The sequence below is a fragment of the Duganella sp. 1224 genome, assembly GCF_013408245.1.
GTDB lineage: Bacteria > Pseudomonadota > Gammaproteobacteria > Burkholderiales > Burkholderiaceae_D > Rugamonas.
The window spans coordinates 667,139-687,250 of the sequence record NZ_JACBYS010000001.1 but is presented as its reverse complement, the minus strand read 5'-3'; the positions used below and the strand labels follow the sequence as shown (position 1 = coordinate 687,250).

Genomic DNA, 20,112 nt, shown 5'->3' with positions numbered 1-20,112 from the left:
CCGCCTCCGCCATCCCCCTATCGGGTATATGCCAGCGCGGCCGGCAACGCCAGCTGCCATTCGGTGCCGTCGGCGCCGCTGCGCAAGGCCAGCCGCGCCTTGATCCGGCCGGCGCGCTCGTGCATGCCGCGCATGCCCCAGTGGTTGGCGCGGCCGCCGTCGCGCACGATCTCCAGCGGGATGCCGGCGCCGTCGTCGCGCACCGTGCAGCGCAGCTCCCTGATTCCGTAATGCAACACCACGACGATGCTGCGGGCGCCGGCGTGGCGGTAGGCGTTGCCGATGGCCTCGCTGATGATGGCCAGCGCCTCCTCCTGCATGGTCGGGTCCAGCGGGCGCGCCGTGCCCTCGATCCGCAGTTGCACCGGCGGTCCGTCGTACGCCCGCAGCCGGGTGGCGGCGGCCAGCACCGCGTCGGCGAAACTGAGCTTGCCGGCATCCTCGCCGCGCAGGTCGCGGATGCGACCGCGCCCCTCGTCGACCACGTCGTCGGCCTGGCGCAGCGCGCTTTCCAGCGCCTGCCGCGTGCTGTCGTTGTCCGGCAGCCGCACCGCCGCCGCGTGCACGTGCAGGATCAGGCCCTGCACCGATTGCAGCAGCGTGTCATGCAGCTCGCGGGCGATGCGTTCGCGCTCGCCCACGCGCTCCTGCAGGCGGCCGGCCAGTTGCCGCCGCACCCGGCCGATATGCCAGCGGTAGGCCAGCCACGCCGCCGCCAGCAAGGCCGCCGCGCACAGCGCGCGGAACCACCAGGTTTCGGTGGGCGACGGCGCAATGCTGAAGCGCAGCACGCTGGCGCCGTCCGGCCAGTTGCCGAGGTAGTCGGACGCGGCCACCTCGAAGCGGTAGTCGCCGGCGCCCAGGTTGCTGAAATACGCGCTGCGCCGCCCGCCCACCTCTTGCCAGTCACCGTCGTCGAGGCGGTAGCGGAAACGCACCCGCTCCGGCATCGCCAGCGCCGGCACCGTGTAGTCGATCTGCAGCGACGCCGTGCCGGCGGCGAAGCGCGCCGGCACCACCGCCGCCACACCGGCGCCAGGCGCGCCGGCGGTCTTGATGATGACCGGCAGCGCCGGCGCCGCCGGCAGGCGCGCCGCCGGGTCCAGCAGGTACAGGCCGGCGCTGCGCACCACCCACAGGCGGCCGTCGGCCGCGCGCGCCAGTGACTGGGTCGACGGCCGGCGCGGCGCCAGTCCCTCCAGGCCGTCCAGCTGGTCCAGCCGCTCGTAGCGCACCGGATAGTCGGGCGCCTGCCGGAAGCGGGCGACCTCGGCGGCCGGAATGCGGAACAGGCCGGCCGTGGCGTTCAGCCACACCGCGCCGTCATCCTGCTCGACGATGCCGGAGGTGCCCTCGAACGCCTCGCCGCCAACGCCGCGCAGCGGCCGGAAGCGCTCGCCGGCCAGCAGCGCCACGCCGGTTTCGCCGCCAACCCACACGTGCGGGCCATGCAGGTGCAGCCCCAGCAGCAGCCCGAGCGCCAGCCCCTCGGCCGCGCCGTAGCGGCGCCACGTGGCGCCGTCGGCGTGCGTGGCGCTGCCATCCTCGTTGGTCAGCCACAGCCCGGCCGCGTCGGAGCGGGCCAGGCACAGCACGCCGGTCAGCGGGTGAATCTTGTGCCAGTCGTCCGGCGGCCGCAGGCGGTACATGCCATGCTGCCGCAGGCTGACCAGCAGGCTGCCGTCGCGGTCGGCCGCCAGCAGCGGCATCACCACGCCGGTCGCTTCCGGCGGCAGCGCGATGTCGCGCACCTGCCGGCCCTGGATGCGGCGCAAGGCGCGGTAGGTGGCGCCCCACAACACGCCGTCGGCGCCGCGGGTATAGCTGTACAACACGCTGGCCCAGCCCTGCTGGGTGGCCGGCCACAACGGCGTGATGCGGATCTGGCCGTCATCGCCGGCGCCGAGGTGCAGCCGGCCCAGCCACACGCCGCCACGCTCGTCGGCCAGCAGCGCGCCGCTGATGTCGGCCGCCGGGATCTCGATCCGCGTCACGCGCCGCCGGCTGAAGCGGTCGATGCCGCCGGACGTGGCGGCCCAGACATTGCCTTCCTGGTCCTCGAACAGGGCGGTGACATAGCGCCCGCTCAAGCCGTGGGCAATGGTGGTGTAGCCGCGCCCGTGGGCGCCGCGGTATTCCACGCCCTCCTGCAGGCCGATCCACAGGCCCTGGTGGCGGTCGAACAGCAGGCTGGACGGATCGCCCATGCGCTGCCACAGCTGCGCCAGCGCTGGCCGTGGCCGGCCGTCCAGGCGGTGGAAGCGCGCCTGCGCCGCGTTCCAGCTGACCACGCCGTCACCGCCGAGGTCGAACAGCACGCCGGCGCCGCTGTCGACCTCGGCGCGGGTGAAGCGGCTCGCCTTCTGCGGCAGGAAGTACACGCCGGCGTCGCCCTGGGCCCAGAGCACGCCGTGGCGGTCGCGCATCAGCGTCTTGTACAAGCCGGCGGGCAGGTCCCACGACGGCGCCGCCGCCTGCCAGCGCTCGCGGTCGAGGTAGTACATGCCCAGCGCGGTGGCCGCCCAGACGCGGCCGCCGCCATCGCGCTCGACGCCCCACACCGCCCGCTTCGGCAAGCCGTCCTGCTGGCCGTAGTTGCGGACGTGGCCATTGTGCAGGCGGCTGACGCCGCCACTGCGATAGCCGATCCACAGCGCGCCGTCGTCCCCGGCGCTGACCACGCTGACGTTGCGGCTCAGCAGCGGCCCGTTGGCCGGCGTGAACTGTTCGAACTGGACACCGTCAAACCGATACAGGCCGGTCGGGGACGCCAGCCACAGCCAGCCATCGGCGCCCTGCGCCATGGACAGCACCATGGCCGGCGCGCCGTCGCGGGCGGTCCAGCTGCTGTGGTGCAGATTGATCGCCGGCAGCGGCGCGGTTTGCGCGCGCGCGGCGCCGGCGCAGCAGCACAGCGCGCACCACAGCAATGCCAGGGCGCTAGCGGGCCATCGTATGGTCATGGAGGGAGCAACCAACAATCGGTAACGGTTAGTCGGATTTTGTTGCAGTGACGAATATTGTATAGAAATCACCCTATCGTGTGTATGTCCTTGCAAGCCGGCTGGCTATGCTGTTTCTTTCACCACAGGAGGAAATCATGACTATTACCAAGCTGCTCGGGATCTGTCTGCTGACGCTGGGCGTGGCCGTGGGCCAGGCGCGCGCCGAGGCGCCCAAGAGCCAGTTCGCCGAAGCCAATGGCGTGCGCCTGCATTATCTGACCGCCGGCAAGGGCGATCCGGTGATCCTGCTGCACGGCTACACCGAGTCCAGCCACATGTGGCTGCCGCTGATCGACCAGCTGTCGAAGAACCACCTGGTCATCGCGCCCGACCTGCGCGGCTTCGGCCAGTCCGGTCTGCCGCAGGGGCCGTACACCAAGTCGGTGATGGCGCAGGACGTGCACGCGCTGGTTACCAGCCTGGGCATCAAGTCGGCCAAGGTGGTCGGTCACGACATCGGCCTGATGGTGGCCTACGCCTACGCCGCGCAGTATCCGAAGGAGGTCAGCAAGATCGCGCTGATGGACGCCTTCCTGCCCGGCATCGGCAACTGGAAGGACGTGTGGCTGCTGCGCGACCTGTGGCACTTCCACTTCTACGGCGAGACGCCGCTGGCGCTGGTCAAGGGACGGGAGCGTATCTATTTCGAACACTTCTGGAACGATTTCGCGGCCGACAAGACCAAGTCGCTGAGCGAGGCTGACCGCAAGTTCTACACCGCCGAATATGCGCAGCCGGGGCACATGAAGGCCGGCTTCGAGGTGTTCCGCGCCTTCGAGCTGGACGCGGTGGAGTTCGCCGCCTACGCCAAGACGCCGCTGACCATGCCGATGCTGGTGCTGACCGGCGAGAAGGCGTCGGGCGAGTTCCTGATCCAGCAGGCCAGGCTGGTGGATAGCAATGTCGAAGGTGTGGTGATCAAGAACAGCGGCCACTGGCTGATGGAGGAAGCCACCGCGCAGGTGGTGCCCAAGCTGGTTGAGTTCCTGAAGTAGGCCGGAGGCTACAAACCTCAGGCGGGCAGTGCCGGGGCAGCCGGGACGCCCGGCGCTAGCTCTTGCAGGGCCAGCGCCAGTTCCTGCCGCAGTGCGGCCAGGTGCGGCGCCAGCGCGTCCAGTTCGGCGGCGTCGGCCAGCCGTTCGATGCGGGCGCAGCGCGCGTGCAGCGTGTCGGCGCCGAGATAGGCCACCGCGCCCATCAGGCGGTGCGCCGCCAGCGCCACGGTGGCGGCGTCGCCCTGGTCCAGGCCCTGCTGCGCCACATCCAGCAGGCGCGGCCCCTCGATCATGAAGGCGGCGCGCATGGCGCGATACAGCCTGTCGCCGCCGTCCGACAGCGGCATGCCCGCAGGCGCCGCCATACCCACAGGCGCCCCGGGCAGCACCGCGGACGGCGACACACGGGGCAGCGCGGCGGATGGGGACACGCCGGGCAGCGCCACTGTGCTGACGCCGAACATGGCGTCCAGCGCCGCCGGCGTTGGCGCGGCGGCGGGCGCGTGGCGCTGGCCCACCAGCGGCTTGCCTTGCGCCAGCAGCACCTCCACTTGGCGGGCAATTTCCGCGTGCAGCGCGTTCTCATCGATCGGCTTGGGCAGGAAGCCATCGGCGCCGGCCGCCAGGAAGCGCTGGCGGTCCTCCGGCGCGGCATTGGCGGTCAGCGCGATCACCGGCACGGCGGCATTGCGCACGCCGTCCAGCCCGGCGCGCAGGCGCTGCAGCGCGGCGTGGCCGTCCATGCGCGGCATGCGGTCGTCCATGATGACCAGGTCGTAATCGCGCGCGGCCAGCGCCGCCAGCGCCTCGATGCCATCCTCGACGATGGTGATGGCGTGGCCCATATAGCCCAGCAGCTCGCGCAGGATCAACTGGTTGATGCTGCCATCCTCGGCGCACAGCACCGCCAGGCTGGCCCGGTGCGGACGCAGCGGCTCGGCCGGCGGCGCCGCCACCGGCACGCCTGGCACCAGCGGCAGCGTCACGCGGAACTGGCTGCCTGCGCCCAGAACGCTGCTGACCTCGATGCGGCCGCCCATGGCGCCAACAATACTCTTGCAGATCGCCAGCCCCAGGCCGGCGCCGCCAAACTTGCGCGACGTGGCCGCGTCGGCCTGCTCGAATTTCTGGAACAGCCGACCCAGCGCTTCCGGCGCAATACCGATGCCGCTGTCGCGCACGGTCAGCAGCACGCCCTCCCCGTCCCGCGCCACGCTGACGACCACCTCGCCGCGCTGGGTAAACTTGATGCCGTTGCCGACCAGGTTGACCAGCACCTGCCGCAGCCGGGTCGGATCGCCGCGCCACCAGACCGGCAGCGCCGGCTGCACTTCCGCGACCAGCGAAATGCCCTTGGCCTCGGCGCGCTCGCCCAGCAGATCGACCACCTCGCGCAGCAGCCCTGGCAGGTCGAAGTCGAGCGACTCCAGCGGCATCTTGCCGGCCTCCAGCCGCGAAAAATCAAGGATGTCGTTAATGATTTGCAGCAGCACCTCGGCATTGCTCAGGCTCAGACGCAGCTTGTCGCGGCTGGCCGGCGGCAGGCCGGCGTCGCGCAGCGCCGAGCGCAGCATGCCGATCACGCCACCCAGCGGGGTGCGCACCTCGTGGCTGATCATGGCCAGGAAGTCGCTCTTGAGTTGATTGGACACCTCGGCCGCGCGCCGCGCCGCCACCGACTCGGCATTGCTCAGGTGGATGGCGCGCTCGCGCACCAGCGCCCCGGCCAGGCCGTGCAGCAGGTAAGCGCAGGACACGCTCAGCACCGCCGCCACCAGCAGGAAATTGACACTCAGGATGATCCAGTGCAGCAGCGGACTGACCACCATCACCGCCAGCCCCGGCTCGATGCCGCCGAAGTAGCCGGCCACAAACAGCGTGGCGCTACACCACAGCAGCGCCAGCATGGCCGGGATGGCGCCGACCAGCACCGTGCACAGCACCGGCACCGCCAGCAGGTAAATCTGCGACAGCGGCCCCATCGACAGCAGCAGCGCCACCGCGATCACATAGGCAATCGCCAGCAGCGCCAGCGCGCGCCAGCGGTACGGCAGGCCGCGCCGGTAATGCAGCAGCGCCATGCCGGCGATGGCGGCCAGATCCACCACCACCAGCGGCCAGTGCCCCTGGCGCGCGCTGGCCCAGATGCTGGGCAGCGCCGCCGCCACGCCCAGCCACAGCGCCACCGCGCACAGCCCGTCCAGCAGCCGGTTGCGCCAGCCCTGCAGGTCCTGGTCGCCGTGGTCGAGACGTCTCGACAGGAAGGCAGGCAGCGGCAGGCGCCCCATGCGGTTAGCGCGCCTGGTTCAGCGCCGAGTGATGGCGCGCGTAGGTGAAGTACACCACCAGGCCGATCGCCAGCCAGATCAGGAAAGCGATCCAGGTGATGGCGCTGAGGAAGGCCATCAGCGCACCGCAGAACACGATGGCCAGCGCCGGGACCACCGGCACGCCCGGGCAGCGGAACGCGCGCGGCAGGTCGGGACGCTGCTTGCGCAGCACGATCACCGCCACCGACACCAGGCAGAACGCCGCCAGCGTGCCGATATTGGCCAGCTCGCCCAGCACTTGCAGCGGCACCAGCGCGCCCAGCAGGCCGAAGACGATGCCGACCAGCCAGGTCGAGACGATCGGCGTGCCCTTGCCGTTCAGCGCCGACAGGCGCTTGGGCAGCAGGCCGTCGCGCGACATGGCGTACAGCACGCGGCTCTGGCCGAAGGCCATGACCAGGATCACGGTGCTCATGCCGAGGATGGCGCCGACGTCAACGAAGCCGGCCACCCAGTTCTCGCCGGCATACTGCAGCGCCAGCGACACCGGGTGGTCGACGCCGAGGAACTTGGTGAACGGCACGATGCCGGTCATGATCAGCGACACCACCACGTACAGCACGGTGCACACCGCCAGCGAACCGATGATGCCGATCGGCAGGTCACGTTTGGGTTGCTTGACCTCTTCCGCCGCCGTGGTCACCGCGTCAAAGCCGATGAAGGCAAAGAACACCAGCGCCGCCGCGCTCATCACGCCGGTGCCGCCATACGGCATGAATGGCTGCCAGTTGGCCGGCGTCACGTGGCGCACGCCGACGAAGATGAACAGCAGCACCACGGCGATCTTGACCACCACCATGATGTTGTTGATGCGCGCCGATTCGCGCACGCCCAGCGACAGCATGACGGTCAGCACCATCATGATCAGGAAGGCCGGCAGGTTGAAGAAGGTGGTCACGCCCGGCAGCGCGCCCGGCGCGGCGGACAGCGCCACCGGAATGTGCCAGCCGAAGCCGCTGATCAGCGACTGGAAGTAGCCGGACCAGCCGACCGACACCGCCGACGTCACCAGGCCGTATTCCAGGATCAGGTCCCAGCCGATCATCCAGGCGATGATTTCGCCGAGGATGGCGTAACTATAGGTGTAGATACCGCCGGCAACCGGCAGGATGGAGGCAAATTCCGCGTAGCACAGCGCCGCGAAACCGCAGGCGAACGCGGCCACCACGAAGGACAGCGCCAGCGCCGGGCCGGCGGTGGTGGCGCCGCTGCCGGTCAGCACGAAAATACCGGTGCCGACAATGGCGCCGATGCCCATCAACACCAGGTCGACGGGCCCAAGGACCTTTCTCAGCCCGCCCGGCTTGGCGCTGGCGGCCTGCATCGCGTCAAAATCCTTGGTTCTAAAAATACTCACTACTGCCTCCGTTGCTATATTGAATATCAGACCACTGCTTAAAGCGCGGCAGTATGACACAACCTGAGGCGGAAGGGCTAATTGCTCATTCCGGCGCAGGCCGGAATCCATGACGGCATGCGTCATGGCACGCTGGCCTTCCATGGGCTCCGGCTTTCGCCGGAGCGACGGGCTTAACGGAACGGCATTCAGGCGGAAGGGCTTATTTCCTGGCCCGGGCGCGGGCCGCGTGCAGCTTGCGGTAGCTGTCCAGCAGGCGCTGGTGGCGCTCCAGGCCCTCCAGCTTCATGCTGGTCGGCGTCAGGCCGTGGAAACGCACGCTGCCGTCCAGCGCGCCGAGCACGGCGTCCATGCGCTCGTTGCCGAACATGCGGCGGAAGTTGACTTCGTACTCGTCCATCGTCATCTCGTCGTCCAGTTCGACTTCCAGCGCGGCGTTCAGCGCCTGGTAAAACAGGCCGCGCTCGACGGTGTTGTCGTTGTACTGCAGGAAGGCGCCGACCAGCTCGTGCGCGTCCTCCAGCTGGCCCAGCGCCAGGTTGATCAGCAGCTTCAGTTCCAGCACGGTCAACTGGCCCCAGACGGTGTTCTCGTCGAACTCGATGCCGATCAGGGTGGCGATGTCGCCGTATTCGTCCAGCTCGTTGTTTTCCAGGCGGTCCAGCAGCGCTTCCAGTTGGTCGTCGCTCAGGCGGTGCAGGTTCAGCACGTCCTCGCGGAACAGCAGCGACTTGTTGGTGTTGTCCCAGATCAGGTCTTCCACCGGATAGACTTCCGAGTAGCCCGGCACCAGGATGCGGCAGGCGGTCGCGCCCAGCTGGTCGTAGACGGCGGTGTAGACTTCCTTGCCCATGTCGGCCAGGATGGCCAGCAGCGTGGCGGCCTCGTCGGCGTTGGCGTTGTCGCCCGCGCTGGTGAAGTCCCACTCGACGAACTCGTAATCGGCCTGGTTGCTGAAGAAGCGCCACGACACCACGCCGCTGGAATCGATGAAGTGCTCGACGAAGTTGTACGGCTCGGTGACGGCCTCGCTGGCGAAGGTCGGACGCGGCAGGTCGTTCAGGCCCTCGAAGCTGCGGCCCTGCATCAGCTCGGTCAGGCTGCGCTCCAGCGCCACCTCCAGGCTCGGGTGCGCGCCGAACGAGGCGAACACGCCGCCGGTGCGCGGATTCATCAGCGTCACGCACATCACCGGGTACTGGCCGCCCAGCGAGGCGTCCTTGACCAGCACCGGGAAGCCCTGCTCTTCCAGGCCCTGGATGCCGGCCACGATGCCGGGGTACTTGGCCAGCACCTCTTGCGGCACGTCCGGCAGCGCGATCTCGCCTTCCAGGATCTCGCGCTTGACGGCGCGTTCGAAAATCTCCGACAGGCACTGCACCTGCGCCTCGGCCAGCGTGTTACCGGCGCTCATGCCGTTGCTGGCGTACAGGTTCTCGACCAGGTTGGACGGGAAATACACCGTCTCGCCGTCCGACTGGCGGGTGAACGGCAGCGCGACGATGCCGCGCTGGACGTTGCCGGAATTGGTGTCGACCAGGTGGTGGCCGCGCAGTTCGCCGTCCGGGTTGTAGATGGCCAGCGTGTAATCGTCCAGCAGGCCGGCCGGCAGCTTGCCTTTCGGGCCGGGCTTGAACCATTGCTCGTTCGGGTAGTGGACGAACTCGGCGTTGGCGATGTCCTCGCCCCAGTAGGCGCCGGCGTAGAAGTGGTTGTTGCTGATGCGCTCGATGTACTCGCCCAGCGCCGAGGCCAGCGCGCTTTCCTTGGTCGCGCCCTTGCCGTTGGTGAAGCACATCGGCGAGTGGGCGTCGCGGATGTGCAGCGACCACACGTTAGGCACGATGTTGCGCCACGAGGCGATTTCGATCTTGATGCCGATGTCGGCCAGCAGGCCGGACATGTTGGCGATGGTCTGCTCCAGCGGCAGGTCCTTGCCGAGGATGTAGGTGGTGGCGTCGGTGGCCGGGGCGACCGTCAGCAGCGCCTGGGCGTCGGCGTCCAGGTTGGCCACTTCCTCGATGATGAAGTCCGGGCCTTCCTGCACCACTTTCTTCACCGTGCAACGGTCGATCGAGCGCAGGATGCCGATGCGGTCTTTTTCGGAAATGTCCTCGGGCAGCTCCACCTGGATCTTGAAAATCTGCTTGTAGCGGTTTTCCGGATCGACGATGTTGTTCTGCGACAGGCGGATGTTCTCGGTCGGGATGTTGCGCGTGTTGCAGTACAGCTTGACGAAGTACGCCGCGCACAGCGCCGACGACGCCAGGAAGTAATCGAACGGACCCGGCGCCGAGCCGTCGCCCTTGTAGCGGATCGGCTGGTCGGCAATCACCGTGAAGTCGTCGAACTTGGCTTCGAGGCGCAGCTTGTCGAGAAAATTGACCTTAATTTCCATGGGGAGAATTCCAAAAAAAGCAAAAAGGGCAGCCAGCAGGCCGCCCTTACAAAGATGCGCAAGTTTACCATACATTGCGGCCGATTCAGGTTATTATGAAATGCATAACAACCATGTGGAAGGCGGGAGGATGGGGAACAAGTTCAAGCTGGCCGCGCTGCTGGCGACCTGCTGCATCGGCGCCGCGCACGCGGCGGACTTTGACGACGCCACCCGCGCCAGGGTCATTCGGGACTACGCGCAGAAACTGGAGGACAGCTACGTCTTCCCGGCCAAAGGCAAGCAATTGGCCGACAACCTGCGCCGCCACCTGGCGCAAGGCGATTACGCCGGCTTGTCGGAAAAAAACCTGGCGGACAAAGTGCAGCGCGACCTCGACAGCGTGGTCGCCGACCAGCACAACGGCCTGGTCTACGTTGAATTCGACGCGCTGGACGAGCCGCCGCCCCCGCCCAAGCCGGCCGAGCCGGTGGCGCGTCCCGGGCCGGACAACTTCGGCTTCGCCAAATTCGCCATGCGCGGCCACACCGCTTACCTGCAACTGACCCGCTTCGCGCCGGTGGACCGCTTTTCCACCGAGGCCCTGGCCAAAATCATGACGCAGGCGGCCGGCAGCGAGGCCATGATCATCGACCTACGCGATGGCCACGGCGGCGTGCCCGGCATGTCCACCCTGTTATCGAGCTACTTCTTCGACGACCGCCCGGTCCATCTGCTGGATGAACTGGACCGCGACGGCAAAGTCACCGATTCCTTCATCACCACGCCGGCGGTGAGCGGTGCGCGCTATGGCAGCAAGCGGCCGCTGTACCTCCTGGTCAACGAGGACACCGCCTCCGCCTCGGAATCGTTCGCCTACGCACTGCAGCGGCAACAGCGCGCCATCGTGGTGGGCGGCAAAACCGCCGGCGGCGCCCACAAGCAATTCGGCGTGCCGGTCACCCACCACCTGATCGCCTTCGTGGCGATCGGCCGCAGCGTCGATCCGGTTTCCGGCGCCAACTGGGAAGGCACCGGCATCCAGCCCGACCTCGCCGTGCCGCCCGAGCAGGCGCTCGACGTCGCACTGGCCGAGATCGCCAAGAGCAAGGGCGGCCAGTAAGCGCTTAGCTGCGCTCCTTGACGATGCCGCGGTAGACCAGGAAGGTCGCTACCAGGCTGATGGCGCCGGCGCCGGCCATCCAGTAGCCCGGGGCGGCCTTGTCGCCGCTGACTTCGATCAGCCAGGTGGATACCAGCGGCGTCATGCCGCCGAACAGTGCGGTCGCCAGGCTGTAGGCCAGCGAGAAACCGGTGGTGCGCACGCGCGCCGGGATGATCTCGGTCAGCGCGACAATGGTGGCGCCGTTGTAGCTGCCGTACAGGAAGGACAGCCACAGTTCAATCAACACCATGTTGCCGAAGCTCGGGTTGGCGATCAGCCACGACAGCGCCGGGTACGCGGTCAGCACCGTCAGCGCCGAGCACGCGGCCATGATGGGCCAGCGGCCGATGCGGTCCGACAAGGCGCCCATCACCGGCAGCCAGATGAAATTGGACAGGCCCACGCACAGCGTCACCAGCAGACTTTCCTCGGTGGTCAGCTTGAGGATGCTCTTGCCGAAGGTCGGCGTGTAGACGGTGATCAGGTAGAACGCCACCGTGGTCATGACGATCAGCGCGGTGCCGGCGGTCACCAGCGGCCAGTTGACGCTGATGGTCTTCATCATCTGGCGGAAGGTCGGGTGGGTTTTCTGCGACAGGTAAGCCTCGGTCTCCTGCAGCGAGCGGCGGATGTAGAACACCACCGGAATGATCGAGCAGCCGATGAAGAACGGAATGCGCCAGCCCCAGTCGGCAATGAACTCCTTGCTCAGGCTCTGGTTGAGGAAATAGCCCAGCGCCGCCGAGAAGATGATGGCCACCTGCTGGCTGGCCGACTGCCAGCTGACGTAATAGCCCTTGTTGCCCGGCGTCGCCATCTCGGACAGGTAGACCGACACGCCGCCCAACTCCACGCCGGCCGAGAAACCCTGCAGCAGCCGGCCGACCAGCACCAGGAACGGCGCCATCAGGCCGATGGTTTCATAGCCGGGCACAAACGCGATCAGCGCGGTGCCGGACGCCATGATGGCCAGCGTCAGCACCAGGCCCTTGCGGCGGCCGATGCGGTCGATGTAACTGCCGAGGATGATGGCGCCCAGCGGCCGCATGAAGAAGCCGGCGCCAAAGGTGGCGAAGGTCATCATCAGCGCCGCGTATTCGCTGGTGGCCGGGAAGAAGGCCTTGGCGATGTACGTGGCGTAAAAGCCGAACAGGAAGAAATCGTACATCTCGATGAAGTTGCCGCTGGTGACGCGGATCACGGTGCCGAAGCGGGACGGCGCGCGCGCCGGCTTGGCGGCCGCGTTGGCGCCCGAGATGGGCTCGACGATGGCCTCGGCGCTGGCCGTGGCGAGAGACTGGTTGGACATGATGGACCTCTGCTTCAAAACAAGGGGTGGGAATTAATGACGCGCCACCGGCTCCAGGCCGGTCGCCTCGATCACGCCGGCGTTGGCGGGCGCGGACAGGAAGCGCAGCAGCTTGCGGCCGGCCTCCGGTGCGGCGGCGCCGCGCACCAGCGCCGCGGAAAATTCAGTCTTCTGCTGCACGGCCTCCGGCAAGGTGCCGACGATGTCGATGCCAGCCACCGGCAACAGCTCGCTCTTCTGCTGGCAGCCGAAATCGGCCTCGCCGTGGGCCAGGATCTCGCCCACCGGCGTGGCCGGGATCTGCGCCGCCTTGCCGGCCATCTTGTCCTCGATCTGCAGCTTGCGCATCAACTGGTGCTTGATGTACTCGCCGCTGGCGCTGTCCGAGTAGGCCACCCTGGACGCGTGCAGGAACGCGCTGCGCAGGCCGTCGACGGTGCTGATGTCCGGCCGCGTGGCGCCATGCGGCACGGCGCAGGCGATCGGCGAATTGGCCAGCACCACCTTGCTGCCCGGCTCCAGCTTGCCCTCGGCCATCAGCTTGTCCAGGGCGTCGCCGACCATGATGACGACGTCGATCGGCTCGCCGCGCGCCAGCCGCGCCGGGATGGCGTTGACGGTGGTGCCCATGGACGGTCCCCAGCCGGAAATCAGGCGATCGCCGCTGCTGTCCTGGTAGGCCGCCGCCAGGTTCTTGTACGCCTGCGCGAAGCCACCCGAGCTGACCACGCGCACTTCGGCGGCATGCGCCGCGCCGCCCGACAGCAGCAGCGCCGCCAGCACAATTTTCAAACGATGAAGCTGCATCACGATCTCCTTTAAAACTTCTGCATCAGGCCAAGCGTCAGCGCCCTGCCCCGACTGGCGTTGGGCTGCGCGGAAGCGTCGCCGCGCCAGACGGTGTTGTCGAATTCCAGGTAAGCGGTGGTGCGCGGCGACAGCGCCTTCTCCAGGAAGGCGAAGAAGCGGTCAAAGCCGTCGTCGCGGAAGCCGGTCGCCACGCGGCGCACGTGGTAATAGGCGGTGGTCAGCAACAGGTCGGACGCCAGTTGGCGGCCGACGCCGGCGGCGGCCACGCGCTGCTGCAACTGCTTGTTGCCGGCCACGTCGGCGTGGTTGTAGCCGAGCGTGCCCTTGAATTGCCAGTCGCCCAACTGGTAGGCGGCGCCGGCGGTGGCGGCGTCCAGGCTCAGGTTGTCGCGGTTGTGGAAGCGCATGGCGGCGCCGGACAGCACCAGGCCGCCCTCGCGGTAGGTCAGGCCGGCGCCCTCGGTGGACAGCGGCGACAGGCCGTTGGTGGTTTCGCCAAACGAGTAGGCGGCGCGCGCCACCACCGGCCCCACGGTGGCAACGTATTTGACCGTGTTGTCGAGCCGGTAGAAATTGTCGGCATAGCCGCTGGTGCCGTACTGCTGGCCAAAGCCGTGCTGGCCGAAGGCGGTATTGCTCAGGCCATTGACGTTGATATTGGGATTGAACGAGGCATAACGCAATTGCAGCGGATCGACCGGCGACAGCACGTCCGACAGCAGATTGGCCTGGCGGCCCAGGTACACGGCGCCGTACGGCGTCTTGACGCCGACCCACGCCTGGCGGTCAAACAGCTTGTCGCTCTTGGCGGTGGCGCCAGTGTCCAGATTCAGGCCGCCTTCCAGGCGGAACTCGGTCTGCCAGCCGCCACCCAGGTCTTCCTCGCCGCGGATGCCCCAGCGGCTGGTGCGGTTGACGCCGCTGCTGACCGCGCTGACCGGGCCGGGCGCCGGCGCGTTATTGGCCGTCAGGCCGCTGCTGCTGCGCAATCCAAGGTCGGCGATGCCGTAGAGGGTGGTGTTGGTCTGGGCCTGGCAGGCCCCGCCGGATGCCAGCAGGACTGCGAATAAACATGCGTCGCGCATGATGTCTCCATTAAATTGTGCCTTCTTGACGAGGCTAACGAGGTTTAAACTGCATCTTCGAACAAATGGCATAATTTGAGAATTGCAATTTTTCAGGCGATTAATGCATGACACGCATCAATTACGATTTGCAGGATCTGAAAGCCTTTGTGGCGGTGGCGGAGCGGCAGAACTTCGGCCAGGCGGCCGCCGACCTGTTCCTGTCGCAGTCGGCGCTGAGCCGGCGCATCGAAAAGCTGGAGGAGGCGCTGGGCGTCAAGCTGTTCGAGCGCACCACGCGGCGGGTGCAGCTGACCAACGTCGGCCAGGCTTTCCTGCTCAATGTGCGCACCGCGCTGGACGGGCTGGAGGACGCGGTGCTGGGCGTGGCCGACCTGGCCGCGCACCGCACCGGCACCGTCACCATCGCCTGCGTGCCGTCGGCGGTGTGGCATTTTCTGCCGGAGGTGCTGAAGGAGTTCAGCGCGCGCTTTCCCAAGATCCGGGTCCGGATTCATGACGAGAGCGCGCAGGATGTGCTGAACCTGGTGCTGGGCGGCGAGGCCGATTTCGGCATCAACTTCACCGGCGCGGAAAATCCGGAAATCCTGTTCCAGCCGATTTACGTGGAGAGCTATGTGCTGGCGATGCGGCGCGACCACCCGCTGGCCGCGCGCAAGAAGTTAAGCTGGAAGGAGACGGTGAACGAACGGTATATCTCGGTGGCCAAGTCGAGCGGCAACCGCAGCGTGATCGACGCCGCCTTGTCCGGCGTCGAGAAGCACCCGCTGATTTTCTGTGAAGTGAACCACGTGTCCGGCATCCTGGCGCTGGTGGATGCCGGCATGGGCGTGGCCGCCGTGCCCGGCCTGTCGGTGCTGCAGGACCGTCAGGACAACATCATTGGCGTGCCGCTGGTGAATCCGGCCGTCAAGCGCACGCTGGGCATCATCAGCCGGCACCATCACGTGATGCCGCCAGCCGCGCGCACGCTGTTCGACATGCTGATCGCGTCGGTCAAGCGGCGGCGCCTGGCGGCCTAGCCTGGCCGTTATTCGACCGCCACCACCGCCACCGCGCGCGGCGCCAGCGTCAGCACCGGCTGGCCGCGCACCAGTTTGACCTCCAGCGGCTTCGGCGTCACCGTGTCCGGCGCGCTGAAGGTGTTGACGCTGTCGGCCTGCGGCGCCGCCAGCACCTGTGCCGAGGCGGCGTTCACCTGCAGGCCCTTGAGCGCCAGCGCGATGTCCACCGGGCGGCTGTAGTCGATATTGGTCAGCGCCACCCACAGCTTGCCGTTGGCGTCGCGCGCGGCCATGGCGTCCACGCGCGGCATCTCCAGCTTGCCGTGGCGGTAGGTGCCGGCGCTGAAGCGGGCCGGCACCAGCGTCGCGTCCTGGAACGGCACGTACATCTTGAACACGTGGTAGGTCGGCGTCAGCACCATCTTTTCCTTGTCGGTCAGGATCATCGCCTGCAGCACGTTGATCATCTGGGCGATGTTGGCCATGCGCACGCGGTCGGCGTGGCGCGCGAAGATGTTCAGATTGAGCGCGGCGACGATGGCGTCGCGCTGCGAGTTCTGCTGCATCAGGAAGCCCGGATCGGTGCCCGGCGTCGGCGCCAGCCACGAGCCCCACTCGTCCACCACCAGCGCCACCTTCTTCTGCGGGTCGTAGCGGTCCATGATGGCGCCGTGCTTGCGGATCAGGCCTTCCATGCCCAGCGTCTCCTTGATGAAGCGCGCGTATTCCGGCTCGCCGAAGCCGGTCGCCTTCACGGTCGGCGGCCAGCCGTTCAGCGTGTACGAGTGCAGCGACAGGCCGTCGATGTTCCAGGCCCAGGTCTTGCCGGCCCAGGCGCGCATCACGGCCTCGGTGTATTCGGGCTTGGCGCCGTCCGGGCCGACGGCGATCTGGCGCATGGTCTGCGCGCTGTTGTAGTTGCGGCTGTAGCGAGCGTACATCTTCATCTCTTCGACATAGTGCTCGGGGCTCATCGAGCCGCCGCAGCCCCAGCTCTCGTTGCCGATGCCCCAGAAGGCCACCTTGTACGGCGCCTTGTGGCCGTTGGCGGCGCGCTCGTCTCCCAGCGCGGTCTGCTCGGCGGTCAGGTACTCCAGCCACTCGGCCGCCTCCTGCCGCGTGCCGGAACCGACGTTGGCGGAGATGTAGGCCTCGGCGCCGATCTGGCCGACGAAGTCCATGAATTCATCGGTGCCGAAGGTGTTCGGCTCGACCACGCCGCCCCAGTTGGGATTGCGGCCGGCGCGGCGCTTGTCGGCCGGACCGATGCCGTTGCGCCAGTGGTATTCGTCGGCAAAGCAGCCGCCCGGCCAGCGCACGTTGGGCACCTTGATCGCCTTCAGCGCCGCCACCACGTCGTTGCGGATGCCGCGCGTGTTGGGGATGGCTGAATCGCGGCCGACCCAGATGCCGTCGTAGATGCCGTGGCCGAGATGCTCGGCGAACTGGCCGAAGATGTGGCGGTCGATGACCGGACCGGCCGCCCTGGCGTCGATGCTGACGGTGACCGGCTCGGCCAAGGCGGCCGACATCGCCACCAGCATGGTGAACTGCCCTGCAAGCAGAAGAATTTTTTTCATGTCTAAGGCTCGAAGTAAGAAAAAATGCCGCTGCAGACTGCGCAGCGGCAAACGGCCGACAGGCCTGGAGAATGACAATAACTCAGATCCGCGCCGCGTACAGCGCGTGGTGGGTCAGGATGTACAGCGTGCGGCCGTCGGCGCCGCCGAAGATCAGCTGCAGCGGCCGCGCCGGCACGTCGATGCGGCCGGCCGGCTTGCCGTCGGCGCCGTAGATGAAGACCTGGCCATTGGCCACGTACACCTTGCCATCCGGCCCCACCGCCGCGCTCTCGCCGCCACGGTCGGCCACCTGTTTCAGATCGGTGATCGCGCCGCCCTCGCCCACCAGACCGCTGAGGGTCAGGTTCTGCGAGGCGTTGGTGAACACCACGCGCTGGCCCGGCCGGGCATAGACGAAGCCGTGGGTGTCCAGCGTGTCCGACCAGCGGTGGCCCAGGTGGTCCAGCGAGCCGTGGCGCGTGACGCGGAACGCCGGCAGCGCCAGGCTGCCGTCGGCCGACACGTACTCGCGCGCCTTGGGCATGGCGGCGTTGCGGGAGAAGATCTCCGCCAGCGTGGCGAATTCATAGGTGTTCAGGTCCAGCTGGTCCTGGAATTCGCCGTTGGCCCAGTAGTTGACCGGCAGCGCCAGGCGCGTGTTGGCGCCGGCCTTGCGCGGCGTCGGCGCGATGAGCGAGATCGCGCCGCCCGGCACGTCCGGCTTGAGCGCGTACACGGTTGCCTGCTTGCCGGCCGACGACAGCACCATCAGGTTGCCGCTGTCGTCCACCGCCAGGTTGACCGGATCGAGCGGATAGTCGCTGATGGTGCGCAGCCCCTCGTCCGCCGCGTAGCGGTAGATGCGCTGGAAGTGGCGGTCGATGAAGTACAGCCGCCCCTTGGCGTCGACGGCGGCGCCGGCGATCGAGTAGAAGCCCTCTTCCAGCTTGTCGACTTTCGGTGCCGGCGGCGCGGGCGGCGCGCTGGTTTGCGTGCCGGTGTAATCCAGCACCGCGAACATGCGCTCGCGCACCTGCAACCGGTTGGTGACGTCGACAATCGCGTTCTCGTACGGGTATTTCGAGGCGCGCAGGTAGGCCACGCAGCCTTCCTCGTCGCAGGTCGGGAAGCCGCTCTCGCCGTTGACCGCCACGTTGCGGAAGCGGATGTCGCGCGAATTGCTGATCTCCACCGCCGACAGCGCCGGCTTGATGGAACGGGTCACGCGGTAGGCGTGGTAGTTGGCCAGCAGGATGTTGCTGGAGTTGCGGATGGCCAGCGACACCGAATCGGCGCCGTCGCGCACCTCTTCCTCCGTCTGCGGCGCGTAGAACGACCAGTTCTTCACGCCATCCAGCACGATCTCGTTGCGGATGTGGTGCTCGGCCGACAGCTCGTACACCCGGCCCGGCGTGCTGGTGTTGGTCACGTAAAACGCGGCCTGCGCGTGGCCGGCCGGCGACCAGACGCCGGTGAAGGTGCCGCCGCCGCCATCGGTGACCCAGATGCTGGGGTACTGGCGGTCCCACCAGGCCGAGGTGTCGAAGCGTTCGCTCTTCTTGTACGGATCGGTCGGCGAACCGTAGCCCCACTGGATGCGGATATCGTCCATCTGCGACTGCGCGCCGGCACGCCACAGCAGCGCCACCGCGCGCGGATTGACCTCGCCGGTGTTGATGCCGATGCCGGTGACGATGGCGTCGCCGCCGCGCGCGGTTTCCACCAGCGCCTTCGGCGTGCCGATGCCCTGGTACAGCGGCGATCCGTTCGGCAGCACCAGCCGGGTCTGGCCCGGATGCAGGCCGATCAGCACCGTGTCCGGCTTCAGGCGCAGCGTGTCGCTGACCACGTACATGCCCAGCGGCAGATACACCACGCGGCGGCTGTCGATGGCTTTCTGCAGCGCCGCCGTGTCGTCGCTGACGCCGTCGCCCTTGGCGCCGAAGCTGCGCGCGCTGGCCCACTCGGCGGTCGGCGGCAGCGGCCGCATCACCGCCTCGGCGCCGGTCTTGGCCGGCAAGGCGGCGGTGCGGTAACGGGTGTCGAACTGGCCCGGCTGGCCCAGCCCCGGCAGCACCAGGCCGTGCTGGAATTCCGTCACCTGGTAGCTGGCGCCCGGCGCGGCCAGTTGCTTGCCGCCGTCGCGGAATTGCGCGAACACCGGCACATTGCGCGCGCTGATGCGCTCAAAGCCGGCCTGGGTGTAGACATTGTTCTCGTTGCTGATGATGACGCCGGCCTTGGACACGTTTTCCAGCCGCAGATCGTGGCCCCACAGCCAGTCGCCGTAGCCGCGGTCGATCTCGATGCCGACCGGTGTGTTGCGGATGTCGGTGTTGGCCAGCGTCAGCGCCGCCTCGTGCTCGCGGATGGCGGCGTCGCGCTGGCCGTCGAACAGCGAGTCGACCAGCGTGAACTGCCACGCCGGCGAGGTCTTCTCGGCCAGGATGCCGTAGCGGCCGCCGAAGAAGCGCAGCTTGTAGGCCATGTTGCCAACCTGGTAGACGCCGGCCAGCCCCGAGCCCATGCGGAAGTCGATGTGCGACAGGCTGGAATGCTGGGCGGTGTGCATGCGCACGCCGCTGGCGGCCGGGTTGCCGTCGCCGACCTCGAAGTCGACGTTGGACAGCACCGAGTAGAAGGTCGACGAGTTGGCGTCGCGCACCGCCTTGCCCGGCTCGGCGCTGAACGGCACCGCGCTCGGCACCGGCATCGCCACCTTGCCGACGTTGTAGGTGTCGGTGCCGGTGAAGATCACCATGTTGGCCACGCCCTTCTGGAAGCCGGGCGTGTTGGGCGCCAGCAGCAGCACCGGCCGGGTCTTGCCGACGCCGTAGACGCGCACCGCGATCGGTATCAGGATGCTGCGGCTGATGCGGTAGCGGCCGGACGGCAGCCACACCACGCCGCCGGCGCCCTGGTTGGCGGCGCTGTCGATGGCGCGCTGCAGGGCGTCGCTGTCATCGGTGACGCCGTCGCCGGCGGCGCGCACCGTCACGGCGCGCGGATCGTCGGGCATGCTCTGGTAGGCCGACACCGACGGCGGCGCGGCCAGGGCCGGCGCCGCCAGCACGGTCAGCGCCAGCAGTAATGAAGTGAAACGGTAAGTCAAT

Annotated in this window: 12 protein-coding genes; 3 read left to right on the top strand and 9 right to left on the bottom strand. The window is 67.9% G+C overall.

All coding sequences use genetic code 11. The features are described from left to right. Positions 1-17 precede the first annotated feature (17 nt). Positions 18-2,963, bottom strand: a complete 2,946-nt coding sequence (locus tag FHW58_RS03160) for a sensor histidine kinase (RefSeq protein ID WP_179671607.1) — start codon at positions 2,961-2,963, stop codon at positions 18-20. Positions 2,964-3,100: 137 nt separating this feature from the next. On the opposite strand from FHW58_RS03160, the gene FHW58_RS03155 reads away from it, so the two are divergent. Beyond that, positions 3,101-4,000, top strand: a complete 900-nt coding sequence (locus FHW58_RS03155) for an alpha/beta fold hydrolase (protein WP_179671606.1) — start codon at positions 3,101-3,103, stop codon at positions 3,998-4,000. A gap of 17 nt (positions 4,001-4,017) precedes the next feature. Here the strand turns inward: FHW58_RS03155 and FHW58_RS03150 are convergent, their stop codons facing one another. From FHW58_RS03150 to FHW58_RS03140, 3 genes are all read right to left on the bottom strand, one after another. Continuing rightward, on the bottom strand, positions 4,018-6,288 hold the full coding sequence (locus FHW58_RS03150) for an ATP-binding protein (protein WP_179671605.1): 2,271 nt from the start codon (positions 6,286-6,288) through the stop codon (positions 4,018-4,020). A gap of 4 nt (positions 6,289-6,292) precedes the next feature. Further along, positions 6,293-7,687: an amino acid permease gene (locus tag FHW58_RS03145; protein WP_373996618.1), complete on the bottom strand. Its 1,395-nt coding sequence runs from the start codon at positions 7,685-7,687 to the stop codon at positions 6,293-6,295. Positions 7,688-7,889: 202 nt separating this feature from the next. Then, positions 7,890-10,085 (bottom strand): OsmC domain/YcaO domain-containing protein, encoded by a 2,196-nt coding sequence (locus FHW58_RS03140; protein ID WP_179671604.1) that lies wholly within the window; start codon positions 10,083-10,085, stop codon positions 7,890-7,892. A gap of 100 nt (positions 10,086-10,185) precedes the next feature. Between FHW58_RS03140 and FHW58_RS03135 the strand changes: the two genes are divergently transcribed. Then, on the top strand, positions 10,186-11,187 hold the full coding sequence (locus tag FHW58_RS03135; RefSeq protein WP_179671603.1) for a S41 family peptidase: 1,002 nt from the start codon (positions 10,186-10,188) through the stop codon (positions 11,185-11,187). A gap of 4 nt (positions 11,188-11,191) precedes the next feature. On the opposite strand, the gene FHW58_RS03130 is transcribed toward FHW58_RS03135, so the two are convergent. The 3 genes from FHW58_RS03130 to FHW58_RS03120 are packed head-to-tail and all read right to left on the bottom strand — an operon-like array spanning position 11,192 to position 14,433. Further along, positions 11,192-12,538 (bottom strand): MFS transporter, encoded by a 1,347-nt coding sequence (locus FHW58_RS03130; RefSeq protein ID WP_179671602.1) that lies wholly within the window; start codon positions 12,536-12,538, stop codon positions 11,192-11,194. A gap of 33 nt (positions 12,539-12,571) precedes the next feature. Beyond that, positions 12,572-13,345: a substrate-binding domain-containing protein gene (locus tag FHW58_RS03125; RefSeq protein ID WP_179671601.1), complete on the bottom strand. Its 774-nt coding sequence runs from the start codon at positions 13,343-13,345 to the stop codon at positions 12,572-12,574. Between the two features lie 11 nt (positions 13,346-13,356). Then, on the bottom strand, positions 13,357-14,433 hold the full coding sequence (locus FHW58_RS03120) for a porin (protein WP_179671600.1): 1,077 nt from the start codon (positions 14,431-14,433) through the stop codon (positions 13,357-13,359). Between the two features lie 107 nt (positions 14,434-14,540). On the opposite strand from FHW58_RS03120, the gene FHW58_RS03115 reads away from it, so the two are divergent. Continuing rightward, positions 14,541-15,455, top strand: a complete 915-nt coding sequence (locus FHW58_RS03115; RefSeq protein WP_179671599.1) for a LysR family transcriptional regulator — start codon at positions 14,541-14,543, stop codon at positions 15,453-15,455. An 8-nt stretch (positions 15,456-15,463) separates the two neighbouring features. On the opposite strand, the gene FHW58_RS03110 is transcribed toward FHW58_RS03115, so the two are convergent. Then, the gene (locus FHW58_RS03110; protein WP_179671598.1) at positions 15,464-17,017 is read right to left on the bottom strand and encodes an alpha-N-arabinofuranosidase; all 1,554 of its coding nucleotides are present in this window, start codon (positions 17,015-17,017) and stop codon (positions 15,464-15,466) included. A gap of 82 nt (positions 17,018-17,099) precedes the next feature. Then, positions 17,100-20,111: a glycosyl hydrolase family 28-related protein gene (locus tag FHW58_RS03105; RefSeq protein ID WP_229265032.1), complete on the bottom strand. Its 3,012-nt coding sequence runs from the start codon at positions 20,109-20,111 to the stop codon at positions 17,100-17,102. Position 20,112 lies beyond the last annotated feature (1 nt).

What these genes read in the sequence shown, in the direction of transcription:
- FHW58_RS03110 (WP_179671598.1), bottom strand. Translation starts at nt 17,017, where the DNA reads ATGAAAAAAATTCTTCTGCTTGCAGGGCAGTTCACCATGCTGGTGGCG.
- FHW58_RS03140 (WP_179671604.1), bottom strand. Translation starts at nt 10,085, where the DNA reads ATGGAAATTAAGGTCAATTTTCTCGACAAGCTGCGCCTCGAAGCCAAG.
- FHW58_RS03115 (WP_179671599.1), top strand. Translation starts at nt 14,541, where the DNA reads ATGACACGCATCAATTACGATTTGCAGGATCTGAAAGCCTTTGTGGCG.
- FHW58_RS03150 (WP_179671605.1), bottom strand. Translation starts at nt 6,288, where the DNA reads ATGGGGCGCCTGCCGCTGCCTGCCTTCCTGTCGAGACGTCTCGACCAC.
- FHW58_RS03135 (WP_179671603.1), top strand. Translation starts at nt 10,186, where the DNA reads ATGCATAACAACCATGTGGAAGGCGGGAGGATGGGGAACAAGTTCAAG.
- FHW58_RS03130 (WP_179671602.1), bottom strand. Translation starts at nt 12,538, where the DNA reads ATGTCCAACCAGTCTCTCGCCACGGCCAGCGCCGAGGCCATCGTCGAG.
- FHW58_RS03160 (WP_179671607.1), bottom strand. Translation starts at nt 2,963, where the DNA reads ATGACCATACGATGGCCCGCTAGCGCCCTGGCATTGCTGTGGTGCGCG.
- FHW58_RS03125 (WP_179671601.1), bottom strand. Translation starts at nt 13,345, where the DNA reads ATGCAGCTTCATCGTTTGAAAATTGTGCTGGCGGCGCTGCTGCTGTCG.
- FHW58_RS03155 (WP_179671606.1), top strand. Translation starts at nt 3,101, where the DNA reads ATGACTATTACCAAGCTGCTCGGGATCTGTCTGCTGACGCTGGGCGTG.
- FHW58_RS03120 (WP_179671600.1), bottom strand. Translation starts at nt 14,433, where the DNA reads ATGCGCGACGCATGTTTATTCGCAGTCCTGCTGGCATCCGGCGGGGCC.